16 protein-coding genes are annotated in these 17,779 nt (G+C 40.4%); 9 read left to right on the top strand and 7 right to left on the bottom strand.

What is annotated here, in order from left to right; genetic code table 11:
* Window positions 1-61: 61 nt before the first annotated feature.
* Window positions 62-865, bottom strand: coding sequence for a diphthine synthase (gene dph5, locus BM008_RS01780; protein ID WP_091932370.1), 804 nt, complete (start codon window positions 863-865; stop codon window positions 62-64).
* A gap of 185 nt (window positions 866-1,050) precedes the next feature.
* On the opposite strand from dph5, the gene thsA reads away from it, so the two are divergent.
* Entirely contained in the window at window positions 1,051-2,688 is a 1,638-nt protein-coding gene (gene thsA, locus BM008_RS01775; protein ID WP_091932369.1) for a thermosome subunit alpha, read from the top strand.
* Between the two features lie 1,182 nt (window positions 2,689-3,870).
* On the opposite strand, the gene BM008_RS01770 is transcribed toward thsA, so the two are convergent.
* Both BM008_RS01770 and BM008_RS01765 read right to left on the bottom strand, forming a co-directional pair.
* Window positions 3,871-4,467 carry a DUF2119 domain-containing protein gene (locus BM008_RS01770; protein WP_091932367.1) on the bottom strand — a complete coding sequence of 199 codons (597 nt, stop codon included), beginning with the start codon at window positions 4,465-4,467 and terminating at the stop codon, window positions 3,871-3,873.
* Between the two features lie 39 nt (window positions 4,468-4,506).
* Complete coding sequence (locus BM008_RS01765; protein WP_091932363.1) at window positions 4,507-5,181, bottom strand: SAM-dependent methyltransferase; 675 nt, start codon at window positions 5,179-5,181, stop codon at window positions 4,507-4,509.
* A gap of 91 nt (window positions 5,182-5,272) precedes the next feature.
* On the opposite strand from BM008_RS01765, the gene BM008_RS01760 reads away from it, so the two are divergent.
* On the top strand, window positions 5,273-6,187 hold the full coding sequence (locus BM008_RS01760; RefSeq protein ID WP_091932358.1) for a bile acid:sodium symporter family protein: 915 nt from the start codon (window positions 5,273-5,275) through the stop codon (window positions 6,185-6,187).
* Window positions 6,188-6,293: 106 nt separating this feature from the next.
* Here the strand turns inward: BM008_RS01760 and BM008_RS01755 are convergent, their stop codons facing one another.
* Together BM008_RS01755 and BM008_RS01750 are read right to left on the bottom strand one after the other, a co-directional pair.
* Window positions 6,294-7,001 (bottom strand): hypothetical protein, encoded by a 708-nt coding sequence (locus BM008_RS01755; protein ID WP_091932356.1) that lies wholly within the window; start codon window positions 6,999-7,001, stop codon window positions 6,294-6,296.
* Between the two features lie 132 nt (window positions 7,002-7,133).
* Complete coding sequence (locus BM008_RS01750) at window positions 7,134-8,648, bottom strand: hypothetical protein (protein ID WP_091932349.1); 1,515 nt, start codon at window positions 8,646-8,648, stop codon at window positions 7,134-7,136.
* Between the two features lie 175 nt (window positions 8,649-8,823).
* On the opposite strand from BM008_RS01750, the gene BM008_RS01745 reads away from it, so the two are divergent.
* On the top strand, window positions 8,824-9,519 hold the full coding sequence (locus tag BM008_RS01745; protein ID WP_245747812.1) for an HAD family hydrolase: 696 nt from the start codon (window positions 8,824-8,826) through the stop codon (window positions 9,517-9,519).
* Here BM008_RS01745 and BM008_RS01740 read toward each other — a convergent pair.
* The gene (locus BM008_RS01740; RefSeq protein ID WP_091932347.1) at window positions 9,492-10,592 is read right to left on the bottom strand and encodes an NADH:flavin oxidoreductase; all 1,101 of its coding nucleotides are present in this window, start codon (window positions 10,590-10,592) and stop codon (window positions 9,492-9,494) included. The genes BM008_RS01745 and BM008_RS01740 overlap by 28 nt on opposite strands.
* Before the next feature lie 162 nt (window positions 10,593-10,754).
* Between BM008_RS01740 and BM008_RS01735 the strand changes: the two genes are divergently transcribed.
* Entirely contained in the window at window positions 10,755-11,159 is a 405-nt protein-coding gene (locus BM008_RS01735; RefSeq protein ID WP_091932346.1) for a hypothetical protein, read from the top strand.
* A gap of 362 nt (window positions 11,160-11,521) precedes the next feature.
* On the opposite strand, the gene BM008_RS01730 is transcribed toward BM008_RS01735, so the two are convergent.
* The gene (locus BM008_RS01730) at window positions 11,522-12,223 is read right to left on the bottom strand and encodes a cytochrome c biogenesis protein (protein WP_091932344.1); all 702 of its coding nucleotides are present in this window, start codon (window positions 12,221-12,223) and stop codon (window positions 11,522-11,524) included.
* A 303-nt stretch (window positions 12,224-12,526) separates the two neighbouring features.
* On the opposite strand from BM008_RS01730, the gene BM008_RS01725 reads away from it, so the two are divergent.
* The 5 genes from BM008_RS01725 to BM008_RS01705 all read left to right on the top strand — a co-directional run bounded on the left by BM008_RS01725 (window position 12,527) and on the right by BM008_RS01705 (window position 17,750).
* Window positions 12,527-14,146, top strand: a complete 1,620-nt coding sequence (locus tag BM008_RS01725; RefSeq protein WP_091932342.1) for an ABC transporter substrate-binding protein — start codon at window positions 12,527-12,529, stop codon at window positions 14,144-14,146.
* Between the two features lie 134 nt (window positions 14,147-14,280).
* The gene (locus tag BM008_RS01720; protein WP_245747810.1) at window positions 14,281-15,270 is read left to right on the top strand and encodes an ABC transporter permease; all 990 of its coding nucleotides are present in this window, start codon (window positions 14,281-14,283) and stop codon (window positions 15,268-15,270) included.
* Window positions 15,267-16,124, top strand: a complete 858-nt coding sequence (locus tag BM008_RS01715; RefSeq protein ID WP_091932338.1) for an ABC transporter permease — start codon at window positions 15,267-15,269, stop codon at window positions 16,122-16,124. Before BM008_RS01720 ends, BM008_RS01715 begins: the two co-directional genes overlap by 4 nt.
* Window positions 16,125-16,171: 47 nt before the next feature.
* On the top strand, window positions 16,172-17,149 hold the full coding sequence (locus BM008_RS01710; protein ID WP_091932334.1) for an oligopeptide/dipeptide ABC transporter ATP-binding protein: 978 nt from the start codon (window positions 16,172-16,174) through the stop codon (window positions 17,147-17,149).
* A complete protein-coding gene (locus BM008_RS01705) occupies window positions 17,139-17,750 on the top strand; it encodes an ABC transporter ATP-binding protein (protein ID WP_091932331.1) in 612 nt (203 codons plus the stop codon). The genes BM008_RS01710 and BM008_RS01705 overlap by 11 nt, the downstream gene beginning before the upstream one ends.
* The last annotated feature ends 29 nt before the right edge of the window (window positions 17,751-17,779 follow it).

Genomic DNA, 17,779 nt, shown 5'->3' with positions numbered 1-17,779 from the left:
TTTCATCCCTCAAATTCATGGTCTTCGGTATTATGTTTATTATGTGTTATTATATCTTCCCTCAGTCATCAAGACCTTCAAGGATACTCTCCGGAGCACCGGCAAGTTTGACAAGGGCCTCTGCCTCGATGAAGTGCAATGAAGCAGGAACCACTAATATATGTAAAGGTTCACCAAGATCCTCATCTTTTAGAGTATGGGCATATCCTGCTTTTACCACAGGTACATCAGATCCTGCCCTTGCAATTCCCACGACAATAGCATCCTCCATAACACCCTCTCCCCTCTTGTCCTCTACCTTAAGGAGAAGCTCAAGTGCCTGGTTCACTGTCATGTAGCCTTTGTCCTTGTCGATATCAAGGAAAACGGTGGTATGCATATTGTGCTCTTTGTTGAGCTTGATAGTATCATAAGGGGTCTCTGAGATGACCGTTACACCACGACTGCTGGTATACGGATGTGGTATTGTGGATGACTTCCCAAACCTGTAGTTCTGCAATCCCGAGAGTCCGCAGATAGCTGAAGCAATGGAAGCTCCATGTATGAGCTTTGTGTCTATTCCAAGGTCCTTTGCACGAAGACGAAGATCAACGTGGGTGGTGGATACCATGGTGTCCCCACCTGTCAGGAATACTACATTCTTATCCTTTGCCTCGGCAAGCCAGTCAGGGGAGATCTCAACATCCTCCCTTGAAAGTACATTGACCTTCTTACCGTAGAGCTCTTCGAGTCTTTCTATATTACTACCCATCAGGCATGATGTGTAGAATTCTGCAAATACCATATCAGCATTTTTTATAGCTTCAAGTCCTTTCAGGGAGATATCATTCTCGTCAAAAAGGCCAAGTCCTATGAAAGTAAGCATGATCTGCTCATATGTCCTTATGGGTTATATGCTTTGAGAATGATAGCAGTGTGTTAATAAATGCATGTGTGGAACAGGATAAGACTCGAAATGTTTTTATAGAACCACATACAGTTAGTTTCACTCATAATATACAAAATTACTTACTATAATTTACTGTAATTATACTATTGGAGGTCGAATTCATGGCAGGATATGGCAATCAACCGCAACAACCCTTAATCATCGTTGATCCAAGTAAACAGCGCACGACAGGAAGAGATGCATTATCAATGAACATAGCTTCTGCACAGGCAGTTGCAAGCATTGTAAAAACAACCCTTGGTCCAAAAGGTATGGACAAGATGATGGTCAACATAATGGGTGACATAACCCTCACCAACGACGGTGCAACCATCCTTGAAGAGATGGAGATCGAGCACCCTACCGCAAGGATGATCGTCGAGGTTGCAAAGACCCAGGAGAAAATGGCAGGCGACGGAACTACCAGTGCAGTTGTTCTGGCAGGTGCTCTTCTTGGTAAGGCACAGAAGCTCATTGAGACAGGTGTACACCCAACTGTTCTTGTAAAGGGTTACACAATGGCCACTGAAAAGGCTCTTCAGACCCTCAATGACTATGCTGTGACAGTAGAGAGGACAGACAAGGAAATGCTTGAGAAGATCGCTAACACCTCTATAACAGGAAAGGCATCAGAGATGGCGGGCGAACAGCTTGCAGCGATCTGTGTTAACGCGGTCTATGCTATCGAGAACGATGGAAAGGTAGACGTTGACAAGGATATTGTAATAGCAAAGGAAGTTGGAGGAACTCTCCACGACACCGAGCTTATCAACGGTATTTCAATTAGGAAGGAAGCACTTCACAATGAGATGCCACGCCGCATAGAGAATGCGAAGATCGCTCTTATTGATACTGAGCTAATATTTGCTAAGACAACCACAACTTCCAAGCTCCATGTGGACAGTGCTGAGCAGTTATTTGACTTCAAAGAGCAGGAAAAAGCAAACTTCAGAGCAATTATCCAGAAGATAATCGACACCGGAGCAAATGTAGTATTCTGTTCAAAGAAGATAGACGATTATGCACTACACTTCTTCAAGGAAGCTAACATGTATGCTACAAGGCGTGTAAAGGATGAGGATATGGAAGTACTTTCATACTCCACCGGCGCAGCACTTGTAAGGAACGTGAACGAGATCACAGCAGACGATCTTGGATATGCAGAACTCGTTGAACAGGAAGATGAGCACGAAGAGAAGACCTACATCAAGGGCTTCAAGAATGCTAAGACAATGACTATCATCATCAAGGGCGGTTCAGAGCATGTAACTGACAACATCGAGCGTGTATTCGATGACGCTCTCCATGTGGTCAAATCCGTATATGAAGATGGAACTATCGTACCTGGCGGTGGCGCATCAGAGATCGAGGTCTCAATGGCACTCAGGAACTATGCATCATCAGTAGAGGGACGTGAACAGCTTGCTATCATTGCTTTCGCAGATGCTATCGAAGAGCTTCCAAAAGCTATTGCAGGAAACTGTGGTTTCGACACAATTGACACTATCATCGATCTGCGTGCAAAACATGCAACTGTAAAGAATGCAGGTCTGGATGTTGAGACCGGAGATGTTGTTGATATGCTGGATAAAGGCATCGTTGACCCACTCAGAGTCAAAACACAGGCTATCAAATCTGCTGCAGAAGCAGCACTTGTAGTTCTCCGTGTTGACGATATGCTCCGTGCAAGAGAACAGGCCATGATGGATGTAAAGCCTGAGCACAACGTCCACAACTACGACGCTACAGGTATGCTATAAAGAGGAACATTCCTCTTTATCACTTCTTTTTTTTCTTATCCAATATCATCTTATTAGATTCGATTTCCTTGAAAAAGGTCTTTTACCGGATTTCTGAGCCGGTTGCAATTATATGTTATTGTTACACTCCTCAGTGCTAATTATATACTGGGGAATAATTAAAAATGATTAATCATGATAGATTGCAAAACCATTATATACTATTAGTTGCTTGTATATCATGATAAATCATGACAGAACACTACTACAACAACAACATAGATCTTAGTAAGTTTGCCGGAATGATGACAGCCCTTGCAACCGCAATGCTGGTATTCCATTCACTCATGGCATGATCCCTTATCTGCCATGAGAATATTTTAGTCATTCTTTTCCTCCAATCCCACTTTTTCCTGTTATTAATTCCTTATGATCTGTTCTGAATAGCCATAGAATTATTCTTTCTACCAGATAAGAACACAAAGAGACCCAGAAAAACGTTAGGTCTTTGAGATGGACCTGAATTCCTTTTAGAGTAAAAGAACATAGCACATTTGAAAATGATTAATCATGATAGATTGCAAAATCATTATATACTATTAATTGCTTGTATATCATGATAAATCATGACAGAACACTACTACAACAACAACATTGATCTTAGTAAGTTTGCCGGAATGATGACAGCCCTTGCAACTGCAATGCTGGTATTCCATTCACTCATGGCATGATCCCTTATCTGCCATGAAGAGATTTTAGTCATCCTTTTCCTCCAATCCTACTTTTTCATGTTCTTAATTTCTATATTCATTTTTTCCCACATTCATTTTGAATATCCACAGGACCATTCTTCCAACTGGATAAGTTAATAAAGAGACCTAGAAGACCGTTAGGTCTTTGAGATGGACCTGAATTCCTTTTAGAGTAAAAGAACATAACATATTTGAAAATGATTAATCATGATAGATTGCAAAACCGTTATATACTATTAATTGCTTGTATATCATGATAAATCATGACAGAACACTACTACAACAACAACATAGATCTTAGTAAATTTGCCGGAATGATGACTGCACTTGCTACTGCAATGCTGGTATTCCATTCTATCATGGCATGATCTGTGATCTGCCATGGATCAATTTTAATTATCCTTTTCCTCCAATCCTACTTTACTTTTCTTGGTTCCAAAATTACATCTTATCAGAGTTCATCATCTGAAAGACCATAGAATTTCTTATAGTCATCAATGGCCTTTCTAGCCTGTTTTGGATATTTTTCAAGCATACAATTGAGGAACTCATCCCTTGAAGTGAACTCCTTCATCCGGTTGATCAGTCTGGTTGCATACTCTTTTGAAAGGGCATTTCCTTTCTGTATCTCAAAGGTCAGGCAGAGTGCATCCTGTGGGAAATATTTCCTTCTGATATAAGGTGCCACTGAGCCCAGAAGCACATCGTGGTCAAGCCTGCTGAATGCCGGTACACCGATGCGTTGCAATCTTTCGGCACCTGTGAGTTTCTCAAGGTTCTCCGCAGAATATGAATGGATCTCAATATAGACATCCGGCCTGAGCTTTTCCACAGCTTCAATAATGGCTGTACCGACATTAGTAAAATAACTGTCATCAAGGGTAGAGACATAGTCCCCACTGTCCACAAGAGGTATCACTACAAGTGTTCCCTTCTTCGGAGCTTCGATGTTCTCCAGGATATCCGTTGTATCCTTCCATTCCTCGCCGTGAAGACCCGCCACGAACAACCTGACAGGTTCACCTTCTCCAAGTATCCTGTATGACATGCTCACTCTAATTCTATAATAGTAGTATACGATTCCATCTCAGTCCGAACCGGGCTGTGAGGTCTTCTGTGCAATGATGTAGATCTCCTGCCTGTCCGAATCCAGAACATTGAGGACCTTCAGTCCCATGGACCCTACCTTAGCAAGTATGGGTTTACTGTTCTTCTCTTTTCCCATCTTGATCACCTGGAGCAGTTTCCCATTGTCCTTTAGAAGCGGCAGAACCCTTTCAAGAGCTGCCAGCGAATCCATTGGTTCAAGGGTCATGTCACTGAGAATAACATCAACAGGCTCCGGTGCCATCTCCTCAAGAGGTATCTTGAACACGTCCCCGAACATGACCGAGACATTATCCTTTTCCTGAACGACCTTTTCAAGCTCAGTATCAAAATCCCTGCTGAACTCAACACCCTTAACAGATCCAGCGACCTCAGATGCCATCATGAGAAAACCACCGGCGCTGGAGCCCAGATCAAGCACACGGTCACCCTCGGCTATCATACCTGTCTCGTCCTGTATCCTTTTGAGCTTGAAGTAACCTCTGGGCATATCAAGTCCTTCGTCCACATCGACATCAGAATCAGCACTGATATCCCGGGAAGGCTTTTTGATAACATTGCCATCGACCCTGACACTTCCGTTAAGAATAGCAGTTTTGGCCCTTCCCCGTGACTTGAACAGGCCCATTTCCACAAGATATGCATCCAGTCTCATGGTTCAATTAATAAGGGAACGTACTATTTATATTGTAGTTCCACATTGAACGGAAAGTTTCGCAAGAGATGCATTTCTCAGGAACGATACAATGATAAAGAAATTCACCTCCCTCTTCCCGCTTTGGGCCATATTGCTTTCAGTTGTGGCTTTCATCTACCCTTCCATTTTCTCATCATACAAAAGTGCCATAACCCCGCTTCTGGGAGTTGTGATGTTCGGTATGGGGATCACCCTTTCAGCAAATGATTTCCTGCTTGTGCTCAAAAGACCGAAGGTCATTGTTCTTGGAACTGCATTGCAGTATATCCTGATGCCACTTATCGCATTCATCCTTTCATACTTACTGGACCTTCCCCTTGAGATCATGGCAGGAATGGTACTCCTTGGAGCCTGCCCCGGAGGAACAGCATCGAATGTGATATGCTATCTGGCAAAAGGTGATGTGGCACTGTCCATAACGCTCACATCGGTTTCCACATTGCTTGCTTTCATCCTGACACCTGCACTTACATGGATCTACATAGGACAGGCTGTACCTGTTGCAGTTGGCAGCATGATGCTGAGTATCGTAAAAATTGTTCTTGTGCCTGTGGCACTTGGAATTATCCTGAACACATTCTTTGACAAACACATAGAACGATTCAGGCATGCCTTCCCTGCACTATCTGTAGCCACGATAGTTTTCATCATTGCGATAATAATCGCCCTTAACAAAGAAAGCATCCTTGTTGCCGGAGAAATGGTGATTGTTGCAGTAATTCTTCACAACGGATTCGGACTTGCCAGTGGGTACCTGCTTTCAAAGAAACTGGGACTTGATGAAAAGGAGGCCAGGACCATAGCAATAGAAGTAGGAATGCAGAATTCCGGACTGAGCGTTGCACTTGCTGTGAAGTATTTTTCTGCGCTCTCGGCTCTTCCAGGTGCTCTGTTCAGCATCTGGCATAATATTTCAGGATCTGCCCTTGCTGCCTACTGGTCATCTGATGATGAATTAAATTGATTTGTTAACTTCAAATGGAAAAACAGTAAAATTACTGTTTACTATCATTTTGCCATCTTTAAGATTCATAAGCAGAATTTGTTTTAATATCATGGAATTTATTTTGTTACCAACGTTCAGGGAAAAGAGGAATATCTAGAGCACAGTCATTCAAGTTATCCATGTATTTTTGAAATTCTACATCTTTAAAGTCCATTCCTGAATGAACTCTATTATTAGCGATGCCTTCTGTTATTAACTCAACAGTCTCTTTTGGTAATTTCAACTTATATGTTACAATTAAAACCGCCATTAATTCATAAATCTGTTTTGTGACAGCATAGTGATCCATACCTTTGAACGGATTATGAGCAAAATGATTTCTTTGATGTTGTACGAAGTCAAGTATTTCACGTGAACGCTTATGTTGATATGAAGATAATTTTAATTTTAAGTCTTTTAATACATAGATTTTTGCAGTTTCAAATGAACGGTTTCCACGATTACTTTCATCTTTAGAATCAGCTCTGTACAAACTAAGATAAGCATCCCAATTTATCTTTAAAGAACAAATTTTTAGAAGATATTCATATGCTACACCAAATAACGTGTAAGTTATCTTCATATCCATAAATTCTCTATTCTCTGCAACCTCTATCAGATAAAGATATTTAGAAAACACTTTCATGTTATCATTTAGAAAATTCTCTTTATCTTCATCCTTGAAGTTATCAAACACACTATAATCATTATGAAAAACTCTATGCTCGTTGCAAATCCTATTTAGATCAAGATATCTATCAATTTTGATGTTATCGTTTTTCTTTGAAGACAAATTATGCACTCACCTAAAATATTGACAAATTATACACATATAATTGCACATATAATTATATTAATTGTTCTTTTTAATATGTGGCCTTAAAAGATATATTCAAAATAGCAATCATATCTTAATCAAAATAATTCATAAGCTTGATGTTCTTGAAGTATTAAAAATTTTAAGCTCAGTAGGATCAGATAGTAGTAGCCTAATACTTGCTGTATTTCTATCATATTCAAGATTATCTTTTACTTCAGTTCCTATAGTCTGATTTAGTGTCACAATTGTTACATCATAATCATAAACTGCAAGTGTAGTGCCCTCAGCATCTAAAAAAACTGCAATGTTATCTTCTTCATCAAAACTAAAAAAGATTTTATTTGCAGATACCATTGTACCAGAATCTTGAAAAGTACTGACAGAATAACATTTGTTGTATCCTGTATTGTAAAAAGAGTAAATTATTGCAGTATCATAGTCTGAAGGAAATGTGTTTAAGCTATTACTCATGTCTATTGTTTTATCCGCAAGATTATTGCGTACTTTTAGCGTCAATGGCATAATAGTATTAATTGTGGTGATTTCTAAAGCCTTGCCTGAATAACTAATATCTCCTAAATTATTTTCCATTAGACCAGTCATCCTTTCAGTCAATGGTTTTTGTTTTTCATTAACAAATACTAAAGGAACAATAGAACCCATATTACTAATTGAAGTATGAGACACATTACTGTTTATTACTTGGAAATTGATTTCAAGAACAGTAACATTCTGTACTTGCTCAACGACTTCGTTTGGAGATAAAAATAGTAATGCAACAACTAATAAAAGTGATACAAAATAAAAGGCATATCTAACTTTTTTATTTTCATCTAGTATCCTTATATACTTGCTTCGTTGATTTTCTCTTATAGGATATATTTCATTTTGGCTCTTTAAAGGTGCGGATGGAAAATGAACTATCATAAACAGTACAGAAAACTCTATAAAAGCAACTATTATTGATGATACAAGTGAAAATAAATGAAACTCACCGATATTAGATGTAACAATTGAAATCTGAGATTTACTAAAAGCAACAACAGAAAAAGACACTAATAATATTCCTACGATAAAACCTTTTAAAATATCTTTTATTTCCTTTATTTGTCTTGGGATTTTTATCTCAAAAGGTAATTCCAGCGAATCAAACAAGGAAAACTCTTTTCCATGAAGTTCTAGTAAATACAATATACGATATAAAAGTAAAATTGATAAACAAAATGAAGGTATCATGTAAGTACCATATTCAGGATATATTTCCCATGTCGTTTTAGGAAAAAAGCTATTTAAAATACTATATGTCCCTATAGCTAAAAATGAGACCGAGAAATAATATATTAGAATTAATACAATAAATGAAACTATCTTTTGCTTAATAGTTTTCCATCTAAATTTTGCTTCAAATAATGCTAAACTTAGACAAGTAAAGATGAATATCATAGCAAAACTAATGAGGCTATATAAGAGAATATAATATTTGTTATATTCATTATTTTGATAAGAAATCACCACGTATAAAGGCAATATTAAAAATAAACAAAAAATAAAGATGGATAGCTTATTTTTAAGATTATGTTTTTCTTTATCAGATGGTTCTAAGATTTTCTCATCACCCATAATTAATGCATCTATATGGTATTATTTATATTGATTGATTTTTGTGGGTCTGTGTTTGCAAGTTTATCACTTTTTTTGATATTAGTACCTTTTTTTCTAGATAATATCATAAAAATACTATGTGGTATATATACAAAACCTAAATTCACAAAACAGGTTTATAGAATGCAAACCGATGCTTCCTCCAAATGGTGATCATTTGTTAAAGGCAGTAATATTCGATATGGATGGTGTGCTCGTTGATTCGATGTCATATCATGCGGAGGCGGTCCAGCACATCTTCGATGAGATAGGCGTTGAGATGGATAAGCAGGACATCTTCGAGAGAGAAGGTGAGAGGACCGTGGATATCGTTGAATTCCTGCTTGAGAAAGGAACAGGTGATGCATCGAAGTACGATATACCGGACATAGTCGAGAGATACATTGCTGAGTTCAACCGGATAGTGGAACTCAAAGTATTCGATGGGATGCAGGAATGTCTTTCCGGTCTTAAAGACAGATTCAGCCTTGCGGTGGTATCAGGTTCTGACAGACCTATCGTTCTGGATATCGTAGAAGCAAAATATCCCAACATATTCATGGGGCTTGTTACAGCCGATGATGTGCAACGTGGAAAACCTGAACCTGACCCATATCTCAAAGCAATAGAAATGCTTGGGATATCAAGTCACGAAGCAATAGTGGTGGAGAATGCACCCATGGGAGTTGAATCTGCCAAAAAAGCAGGTTTGTGTTGTGTGGCAGTACCAACATACCTGGATGCTGAAAAGTTCCATCAGGCAGACATGGTCATTGAGGACCACACCCGCCTTGTAGAGTTCCTGAAAGGACTGGAACCCTCTTACGACTGCCTTCGGTCAAAATCGTAATTACACTTTATGCCGCTCTCATCGGAACACAGGTTGCATGATACACATTTTGCGACCTCGGTCTCGCCTTTTCTTATCTTTGCCACAAGATCAGGTTCACAGATGAGAGGTCGGCACAGGGACACCATATCAGCATATCCTTCATCAAGCATCTTTTCCATAACATCTTTTGAGCGTATACCGCCTACTACAATTACAGGCACATCCACTGCTTCCTTTATCATCTTAGAATAATTCCTGTAATATGCCTCTGAATCAGCATCATTGATCTTTGTTCTGAACATCTGCTGTCCTGCCTCGACAATACCGCCGCTGACCTCGATGGCACAGACACCGTTTGCAGCAAGGATCTTTGCTATCTCTACACATTCAGGAGCATCAAGAGTATTCTTTGTACCTTCCGGGAAACCATCGGTTGCATTCAGCTTGACAAGTATCGGGAACTCATCCCCTATCATCTCATGTATCCTTGTGATAATGTCAAGGATGATCTGTGTCCTCTTCTCTGTGGAACCACCCCACCTGTCCTTACGCCTGTTAGTGTATGGGGAGATGAAATTGCTGAGCAGAAAACCATGAGCAACATGTAACTGAACTCCGTCAAAACCTGCTTCCTTCACCCTTCTGGCAGCATTGGCAAAGTCCTCGATGGTCTGAAGAACCTCCTCTTCGGTCATTTCCTCAGGAGTGACACCGTTCCTCTTGTTGGTAACAGCAGAAGGTGCAAGAATTACAGGATTCTCGGCGGTCATCATGGTCTGCCTGCCACCATGAACTATCTGCACCACGATCTTGCTCCCGTGTTCATGTACTCTTGAGACGATCTTCCTGTAAGGTTCGATGAACCTGTCATCATAGATCCCCTGCTGGAGATCGTCACTTTTTCCATTTGGATTCACGTATGCATATCCGGTGATGATGAGCCCTACTTCACCACGTGCAAGCTCTTCATACATATCACCGATCCTGTCAGTGGGAGTACCATCCGGCTGTGCCATCCACTCGTGAGTAGCAGAACGTACAAAACGATTCGGAACTTCCATATTTCCAAGTATTATAGGTGTAAACAACATGCAAGAGTATTGATAGCAGGAGCTTATATGCTTTTCTTAGCTCATGAATAATTACAGGAACATAATTAAGCTCAATAATAAATTACATAATTGTAAATACATGAACAAAGGAACTATCAATTCAAATATAGAGAAAATAAGAGATAAAAGAAGGGATTAGAAATGGATATACCTCGAATAATTGAACAATATATTGATTTATCAATTTCAATTGAACAGTTATCTAAGGTTATAGATATGCATGCATTTGCTCCACCTAATTACTCCAATTCAGTGATTGTTTGTAAAGAACACGTAATAAGCGTTTTAGAGAAATATAAGCGAAATGATGTTTCAGAATTAGACATAGCAAGATGGGCTAAATTCGTGATGGTGTCTGAGTGGTGTGATTACTGTGAAGAAAACTATGAATCAATTACAAGTGTTGTGGCAGAATTAGAAGCTCCTTTGTTATGGGATAACTATGTGGATGAGGATTACGGAGAACTTGCAGAATTCATGGGAAAATTATCTCCTGAAAAAGCAGATATCTACATAAATGCACTTCAACAAAATTTAGAAATTTAAAGAATATTTGGCTTTGTAGAAGTCCTCATTTAAATGTAGAAGCAAAGTATATGCAACATATAATTTAATTCATTATTTTCGGATTGTGCCGGCTTCGCCGGGACCCTACGGGACTGTTTTAGTATTCATAATCATCAATTAGTCAAACTTAGTGGTTCCTGCGCACTTGTGTTCATGATAGCTCTGCAAAGAATTAGTGGGGAAAAAGAACAATACGACCACCCGCCGCAGGCGGCATGTTCCGTCACTACTACTCTAAAGGCTACTGAAATAATACAGTTATGGAAAATTGCTAAGTTCGAAGTTGCAATTAACAGGATTTTTACAGACATTCATAAATCAAATTGATAGTTTTAGGAATGCTAGTACTTCATTTCTTCAAGCTCTTCTTTCAGAGATTCATTATTAATCCTGTAGACCAGCATTGAAGCAAATAGCAAACCAAATGCCAGCATGTTAACAACAAGTGTCAACTGAAGTGATGTTCCTTCAAGTCCACCGCCACTGCTTCCATATGAAGAGCCACCGAACATCAACGGATGAGCTGAACGCCACAATCTGATCGATAAGAAACTGAGTGGAACTGACATGAAACCTACAATTCCAAAGACAGCCGCAAGACGTGCTCTCTTCTCAGGTTCCTCAAGTGCCTGACGAAGCATCAGATAGGCGAGATATACAAGGAAAAGTGCAAGTGAAGTCGTGAGCCTTGGTTCCCATATCCAGTACCAGCCCCATGTTGCTTTGGCCCATATGGAACCTGTAATAAGTACAAGGAATGCAAATACCACACCTACCTCGGCGGCGGAATGAGCAACAATGTCCCATTTACTGCTATTTCCTTTGAGGTGCAGTATACTGGCAATGAAGACCACCGTGAACGCAAGATAAGCTACCATGGCTATTGGCAGATGAAAATAGAATATCTTGAAACTGCTGTCAAGTATCTCACCGGCATTCCCTTTCATCTGGGGCACATAGAAAAATACCATCCAGATGGCAATTAGCATAACAGGGACCGTGATAGCTGCAATTATCCTCTCTTTTTTCCTGTCAATGAGCATACTTGTTCCTCTGCTTTATTAAAACTCCTTGTTTAAATGCTTTTCATAGGCTTAAACGATTGTTCGAGGCATTTGAAGACAGAATTGAATAGCTAAAATAATACCAACATAATTGAGTGTTACTAATTAAAACAAAAGTATTAAATACAAAGATAATTGTTTCACAAATCGTATAATAGATATAACAAATCATCCAACTTGTATTACCATGATTCCCTGATATCTGAATTTTAGTTCCAGACTAAATTGTGAGGGTGCAGAAAAACAAGTTGAAGCTGGAGAATTTATACAGGAGCATTTGTGATGAAAAGATCATTGAGCATTTTACTGGCAGGAATGCTATTAGTAGGGGCAGTTGCAATTTCCGGATGCACAGACACTAAAATGGAAATAGCAGGTACAGAAGAAATAACAACGAATGAATTGATCGCAGCGGTCGGCACACATGGGGGAGAACCTGAATCTGGTTTTAATCCAATAACTGGCTGGGGATACAACCACGAACCGCTAATTCAGAGCACTCTTTTTAAGAAAGACAGTAATGGAGCTCTTATAAATGATCTTGCAACAGATCACTCCGTTAGTGAAGATGGCATTACATGGACTGTTACAATAAGAGACGATGTAACATTCCACGACGGAGAAGCTCTGACAGCTGAGGATGTAGCATTCACATTCAACACCGCATCAGAAGCTGGTGGAAGTGTGGACCTTTCCATGCTTGAAAAAGCTACAGCTACAGATGAATATACCGTTGAATTCGAGTTGAACGATGATCAGGCCACATTTATCAACAAACTTGCAGTGATCGGAATTGTCCCTGAACATGCATACGATGAGAACTATGGTCAGAACCCGATCGGTTCCGGTCCTTATGAATTTGTACAGTGGGACAAAGGTCAGCAGGTAATTCTGGAAGCAGATCAGGATTACTATGGAGATGAACCTTACTTCCAAAAACTTACTATTGTATTCATGGAATCAGATACTGCTTTTGCAGCCGCCAGATCAGGTCAGATAGACCTGGCTGAAATTCCGGCATCCTACGCAGGTCAGGAAGTCGAGGGAATGAAGATAGTGGCTCTTGAATCCATTGACGCCCGCGGGATCAGTTTCCCGACACAGCCCGATACAGGTGAAAAATCCGAGGATGGATACGCAATCGGGAATGATGTGACATCTGACGTTGCGATCAGAAAAGCACTGAACATCGGAATTGACAGGCAGACACTGGTAGATGGTGCACTGAACGGACAGGGTGAAGAGGAATTCACAGGTGTTGACAAGCTACCATGGGGAAATGAAGAAGCTATTATTGAAGATGGAAATGTTGAAGAAGCTAAGAAGATCCTAAGCGATGCCGGATGGGAAGATACCGATGGTGACGGCATTGTAGAAAAGGACGGTGTCAAGGCTGAATTCACTCTTCTATACGCTGCCAGCGCACAGGAAAGACAGGCTCTGGCTGTTGCTGTTTCAGAGGAAGCAAAAGAACTGGGGATCAATATAATACCTGAGGGTGCAAGCTGGGACAAGATCGATACACTTGCTCTTTCAACTCCGGTTGTTTTTGGTTATGGTTCACTTGACCCGACCGACCTGTACCTGAAATACTACAGTGAAAGCTATGATCCTTCAAGCTACAACAACATAATAATGTACAGCAATCCGACCGTTGACTCCTATTTAAGAGCTGCAATAACCAGTTCAGACCAGGATACTGCAAATGAGAACTGGCAAATGGCAGCATGGGATGGCGAAACCGGATTCTCTCCAAAGGGCGATGCTACATGGATGTGGATGGCAACACTTGATTACCTCTATATCATGGACGAGGACCTTGACATAGGAACCCCAAAGATACAGCCACATGGTGCTGATATTTTCGGTAATATCCTGGAATGGAAGCGCACAGAGAACTAAATTTGAGGTTTCATGGAACTGAGGATAAATTATCCTCATTTCAACCTTTTTTGATCATTTAATTGGCTTTTCAAAAGATCTGAAACCACAAGAAACCACAAACTTGCTGGAATAGATATTGGAGGTTAAAAATTGTGAATTACAGGAAATTAAGTATTTTTATGGGGAAAAAAGCCCTCAAATTAGTTTTCCTTTTAATTGTTGTTTGTATAGCCAGCTTCTGGATAGTAGAACAGTCACCCATTGACCCGGTCAGGGCCTATATAGGGGAAATGAGCATTCAGCCGGAACAAAAGGCAAAGCTGGAAGAATACTGGGGAGTTAATACACCTGCACACGAAAAATTCCTGAACTGGGCTGAGAATCTACTCAAAGGAGATCTTGGCACTTCACTGATATACAGGATGCCTGTGACAGATGTTGTTAAAGAGCGGTTTGCAGCTTCCCTGGTGCTCATGGCATCTTCATGGCTGCTATCAGGAGTTCTGGGTTTTGTTTTAGGAATAATAGCAGGAATGAAAAATGGAACCCTCATCGATAAAGCGATAAAGGTTTACTGCTACATTTTGCTTGCCGCTCCAACATTCTGGCTGGCATTGATCTTCTTATTGATATTTGCAGTGAATTTAGGATGGTTCCCTGTGGGACTTAGTGTGCCTATTGGCGTTGCAAGTGAAGATGTGACCTTTTTTGACCGTATCCATCATTTGATACTTCCGACTGTGACCCTGAGCTTACTTGGAGTTGCCTCGATCGCGATGTTCACCCGTGAAAAACTGATAGAGGTAATGGAAAGTGATTACGTGCTGTTTGCAAAAGCAAGAGGTGAAAAAGGATCTACCCTTGTAAAAAGACATGGGATCAGAAATGTTGCACTTCCAGCCATTACATTGCAGTTCTTAGGATTCAGTGAATTGTTTGGTGGTGCTGTTCTGGTTGAGCAGGTGTTCTCGTATCCTGGTATAGGTCAGGCTGCAGTGGCAGCAGGTCTAAGATCAGATGTACCTCTGCTTTTGGCAATTGTTATCGTCAGCGCCGTGTTCGTCTATTCAGGAAACCTGATAGCAGATATGATCTACGAGTTCGTTGACCCTAGAATAAAACAGCAGGAGATGAGAACATGAGCACTGCTGCTGTAACTGCTAACAGAGGACTGTTCAAAGGGTTCAACCTGAGGCAGAAGACAATTTTGCTAATAAGCTGTTTGTCGGTGTTGTTACTTGCAATTGTGGTTTCCAGTACGTTCATAGATGATAATGCATTGTCCACAGATTTTAGATCAAAGAACCTTGCTCCTTCCCTTGAACATCCATTTGGGACCGACTGGATGGGAAGAGATATGTTCATACGAACTCTTGGCGGACTTGGCCTAAGCATAGTGATCGGAGCTCTGGCTTCTTCTATTAGTACTGTGATGAGTGTGATCTTAGGTTTGCTTTCAAGCATCGGCAAGATCGAGGATTCAATTGTCTCATGGCTTGTAGACCTGTTCCTTTCAATACCACATCTGCTCTTGATAATTTTGATATCAATAGGACTTGGCGGAGGAGCAACTGGAGTGATCATAGCTGTTGCATTATCGCATTGGACAAGCCTTACACGTGTTGTAAGGGCAGAGATCAAGCAGATAAAGACCCAGGACTACATCCATATATCAAGGAATTTTGGCAGATCCAGATGGTGGATAGCAAAAAATCATATTCTACCCCACCTGGTCCCTCAATTCGTACTGGGTACGATCGTAATGTTCCCACATGCGATCCTGCATGAGGCTTCAGTGACTTTCCTTGGTTTCGGGCTATCTCCACATCAGCCGGCTATCGGCATTATCCTCTCAGAATCAATGAAATACCTGTCAGCAGGATACTGGTGGCTTGCTTTCTTCCCCGGACTATCACTTCTGATCGTAATTCTTGCATTTGATATGATCGGAGAGAATATGGGTAAGATACTGGACCCGAAAAGAGCACACGAATAAATGATGATCAAATTGACAAGATCGATCGAACAATAAAGAGGTGAAGTATGACAGATACATCTCAAAAATCCGATGAAGAAAAGGAGAGGTCAGAAGCCCTGTTAAAGGTAAAGGATATTTCCCTTTCTTTCATTCAATATGCATCTGGACTCAGGCAAACTGAACTAAAAGTGATATCCAATTTGAGCATGGAAGCTTACAGTGGTGAGATATTAGCTGTTGTAGGTTCCAGCGGTTCCGGAAAAAGTCTCCTTGCACATGCAATATTAGGTATTCTCCCGTCGAACGCAAAACTTAGTGGCACTATGGAATACAATGGTCATGACCTGAGCCAGAAGAAAAAAGAAGAACTCAGAGGCAAAGAGATAGTCCTCATTCCCCAGTCAACTACATACCTTGACCCTTTGATGAGAATCTCCAGTCAGGTCATAGGAAATGTTGAAGAGAAAAATAAAGATTCCAGAAAGAAGCTTCAGAGAGAGATATTCCAGAAATATGACCTCAAACCTGAAGTTGAAAAGATGTTCCCTCATGAACTTTCGGGAGGAATGATCAGAAGAGTTCTTGTTTCCACTGCTGTGATGAATTCTTCAAAGATAGTGATAGCAGACGAGCCAACACCCGGACTGGATGAAAAAAATCTGAATGAAACATTGAGCTATTTTAAAGATATGGCAAGCAAAGGATATGCAGTCATTCTCATCACTCATGACATAGAAGCTGCATTGAAGATCTCTGACAAGATCGCTATCTTTTACGCTGGCACGATCCTGGAAATTGCAAACACAGATGACTTTTCAGGTGAAGGGGAAAAATTAAGGCATCAATACACAAAAGCACTATGGAATGCACTTCCACAGAACAAGTTCCGGGCTATAAAAGGTCATCAACCCATGCAGGATGAAGTACTTGATGGCTGCTTCTTTTATGAAAGATGCACTACAAGAGGTGAAGTTTGCTCAAAATGTGTTCCTGAGCTAAAATTGTTCAACGGTGGAATGGTGAGGTGCAATAATGTATCTTAAAGGCGAGAATATAAGTTTCGGCTACAAAGAAAACAATTTGATCTTAAAGGATGTGGATATTTCCCTGGGGAGCGGAGAAGTATTGGGACTGGCAGGAGACAGCGGATGTGGAAAATCAACCTTAAGCAAGATACTGGCAGGATATGAGAAGAACTACAGTGGGAACGTAAGTGTAGATGGAAGCAAAATATCATCAAATGGATATAATCCGGTCCAGCTGATATTTCAGCACCCTGAAAAAGCTGTTAATCCTAAATGGAAAATGAAAGATATCCTGAAAGAAGGGCATGATGTTTCACAGGACATTCTGGAAGCTTTTGGAATAAAGGAGAACTGGCTGAACAGGTGGCCTAATGAGCTTTCAGGTGGAGAGCTTCAGAGATTTGCTCTTGCAAGAGCACTGGGACCAAAAACAAAATTCCTGATAGCTGATGAGATCACAACTATGGTGGATGCCATCACCCAGGCTCAGATATGGGAGAGCATTTTAGGCATCGTTGAAGAACTGGACATCGGAGTTCTTGTTGTAAGCCACGATAAAAGTCTGATAGACAGATTATGCCATGATGTTCTGTATATGTCTGATCTTAATGGATGCTGAATTTTAATGTGATGGGGACCAATTCTAAT

This window comes from Methanolobus profundi, assembly GCF_900114835.1.
GTDB lineage: Archaea > Halobacteriota > Methanosarcinia > Methanosarcinales > Methanosarcinaceae > Methanolobus > Methanolobus profundi.
Note: the sequence above shows the minus strand (reverse complement) of the source record. Positions and strands in the feature narration are given on the sequence as shown.

What these genes read in the sequence shown, in the direction of transcription:
- dph5 (WP_091932370.1), bottom strand. Translation starts at nt 865, where the DNA reads ATGCTTACTTTCATAGGACTTGGCCTTTTTGACGAGAATGATATCTCC.
- thsA (WP_091932369.1), top strand. Translation starts at nt 1,051, where the DNA reads ATGGCAGGATATGGCAATCAACCGCAACAACCCTTAATCATCGTTGAT.
- BM008_RS01770 (WP_091932367.1), bottom strand. Translation starts at nt 4,467, where the DNA reads ATGTCATACAGGATACTTGGAGAAGGTGAACCTGTCAGGTTGTTCGTG.
- BM008_RS01765 (WP_091932363.1), bottom strand. Translation starts at nt 5,181, where the DNA reads ATGAGACTGGATGCATATCTTGTGGAAATGGGCCTGTTCAAGTCACGG.
- BM008_RS01760 (WP_091932358.1), top strand. Translation starts at nt 5,273, where the DNA reads ATGATAAAGAAATTCACCTCCCTCTTCCCGCTTTGGGCCATATTGCTT.
- BM008_RS01750 (WP_091932349.1), bottom strand. Translation starts at nt 8,648, where the DNA reads ATGGGTGATGAGAAAATCTTAGAACCATCTGATAAAGAAAAACATAAT.
- BM008_RS01745 (WP_245747812.1), top strand. Translation starts at nt 8,824, where the DNA reads ATGCTTCCTCCAAATGGTGATCATTTGTTAAAGGCAGTAATATTCGAT.
- BM008_RS01740 (WP_091932347.1), bottom strand. Translation starts at nt 10,592, where the DNA reads ATGTTGTTTACACCTATAATACTTGGAAATATGGAAGTTCCGAATCGT.
- BM008_RS01735 (WP_091932346.1), top strand. Translation starts at nt 10,755, where the DNA reads ATGGATATACCTCGAATAATTGAACAATATATTGATTTATCAATTTCA.
- BM008_RS01730 (WP_091932344.1), bottom strand. Translation starts at nt 12,223, where the DNA reads ATGCTCATTGACAGGAAAAAAGAGAGGATAATTGCAGCTATCACGGTC.
- BM008_RS01725 (WP_091932342.1), top strand. Translation starts at nt 12,527, where the DNA reads ATGAAAAGATCATTGAGCATTTTACTGGCAGGAATGCTATTAGTAGGG.
- BM008_RS01715 (WP_091932338.1), top strand. Translation starts at nt 15,267, where the DNA reads ATGAGCACTGCTGCTGTAACTGCTAACAGAGGACTGTTCAAAGGGTTC.
- BM008_RS01710 (WP_091932334.1), top strand. Translation starts at nt 16,172, where the DNA reads ATGACAGATACATCTCAAAAATCCGATGAAGAAAAGGAGAGGTCAGAA.
- BM008_RS01705 (WP_091932331.1), top strand. Translation starts at nt 17,139, where the DNA reads ATGTATCTTAAAGGCGAGAATATAAGTTTCGGCTACAAAGAAAACAAT.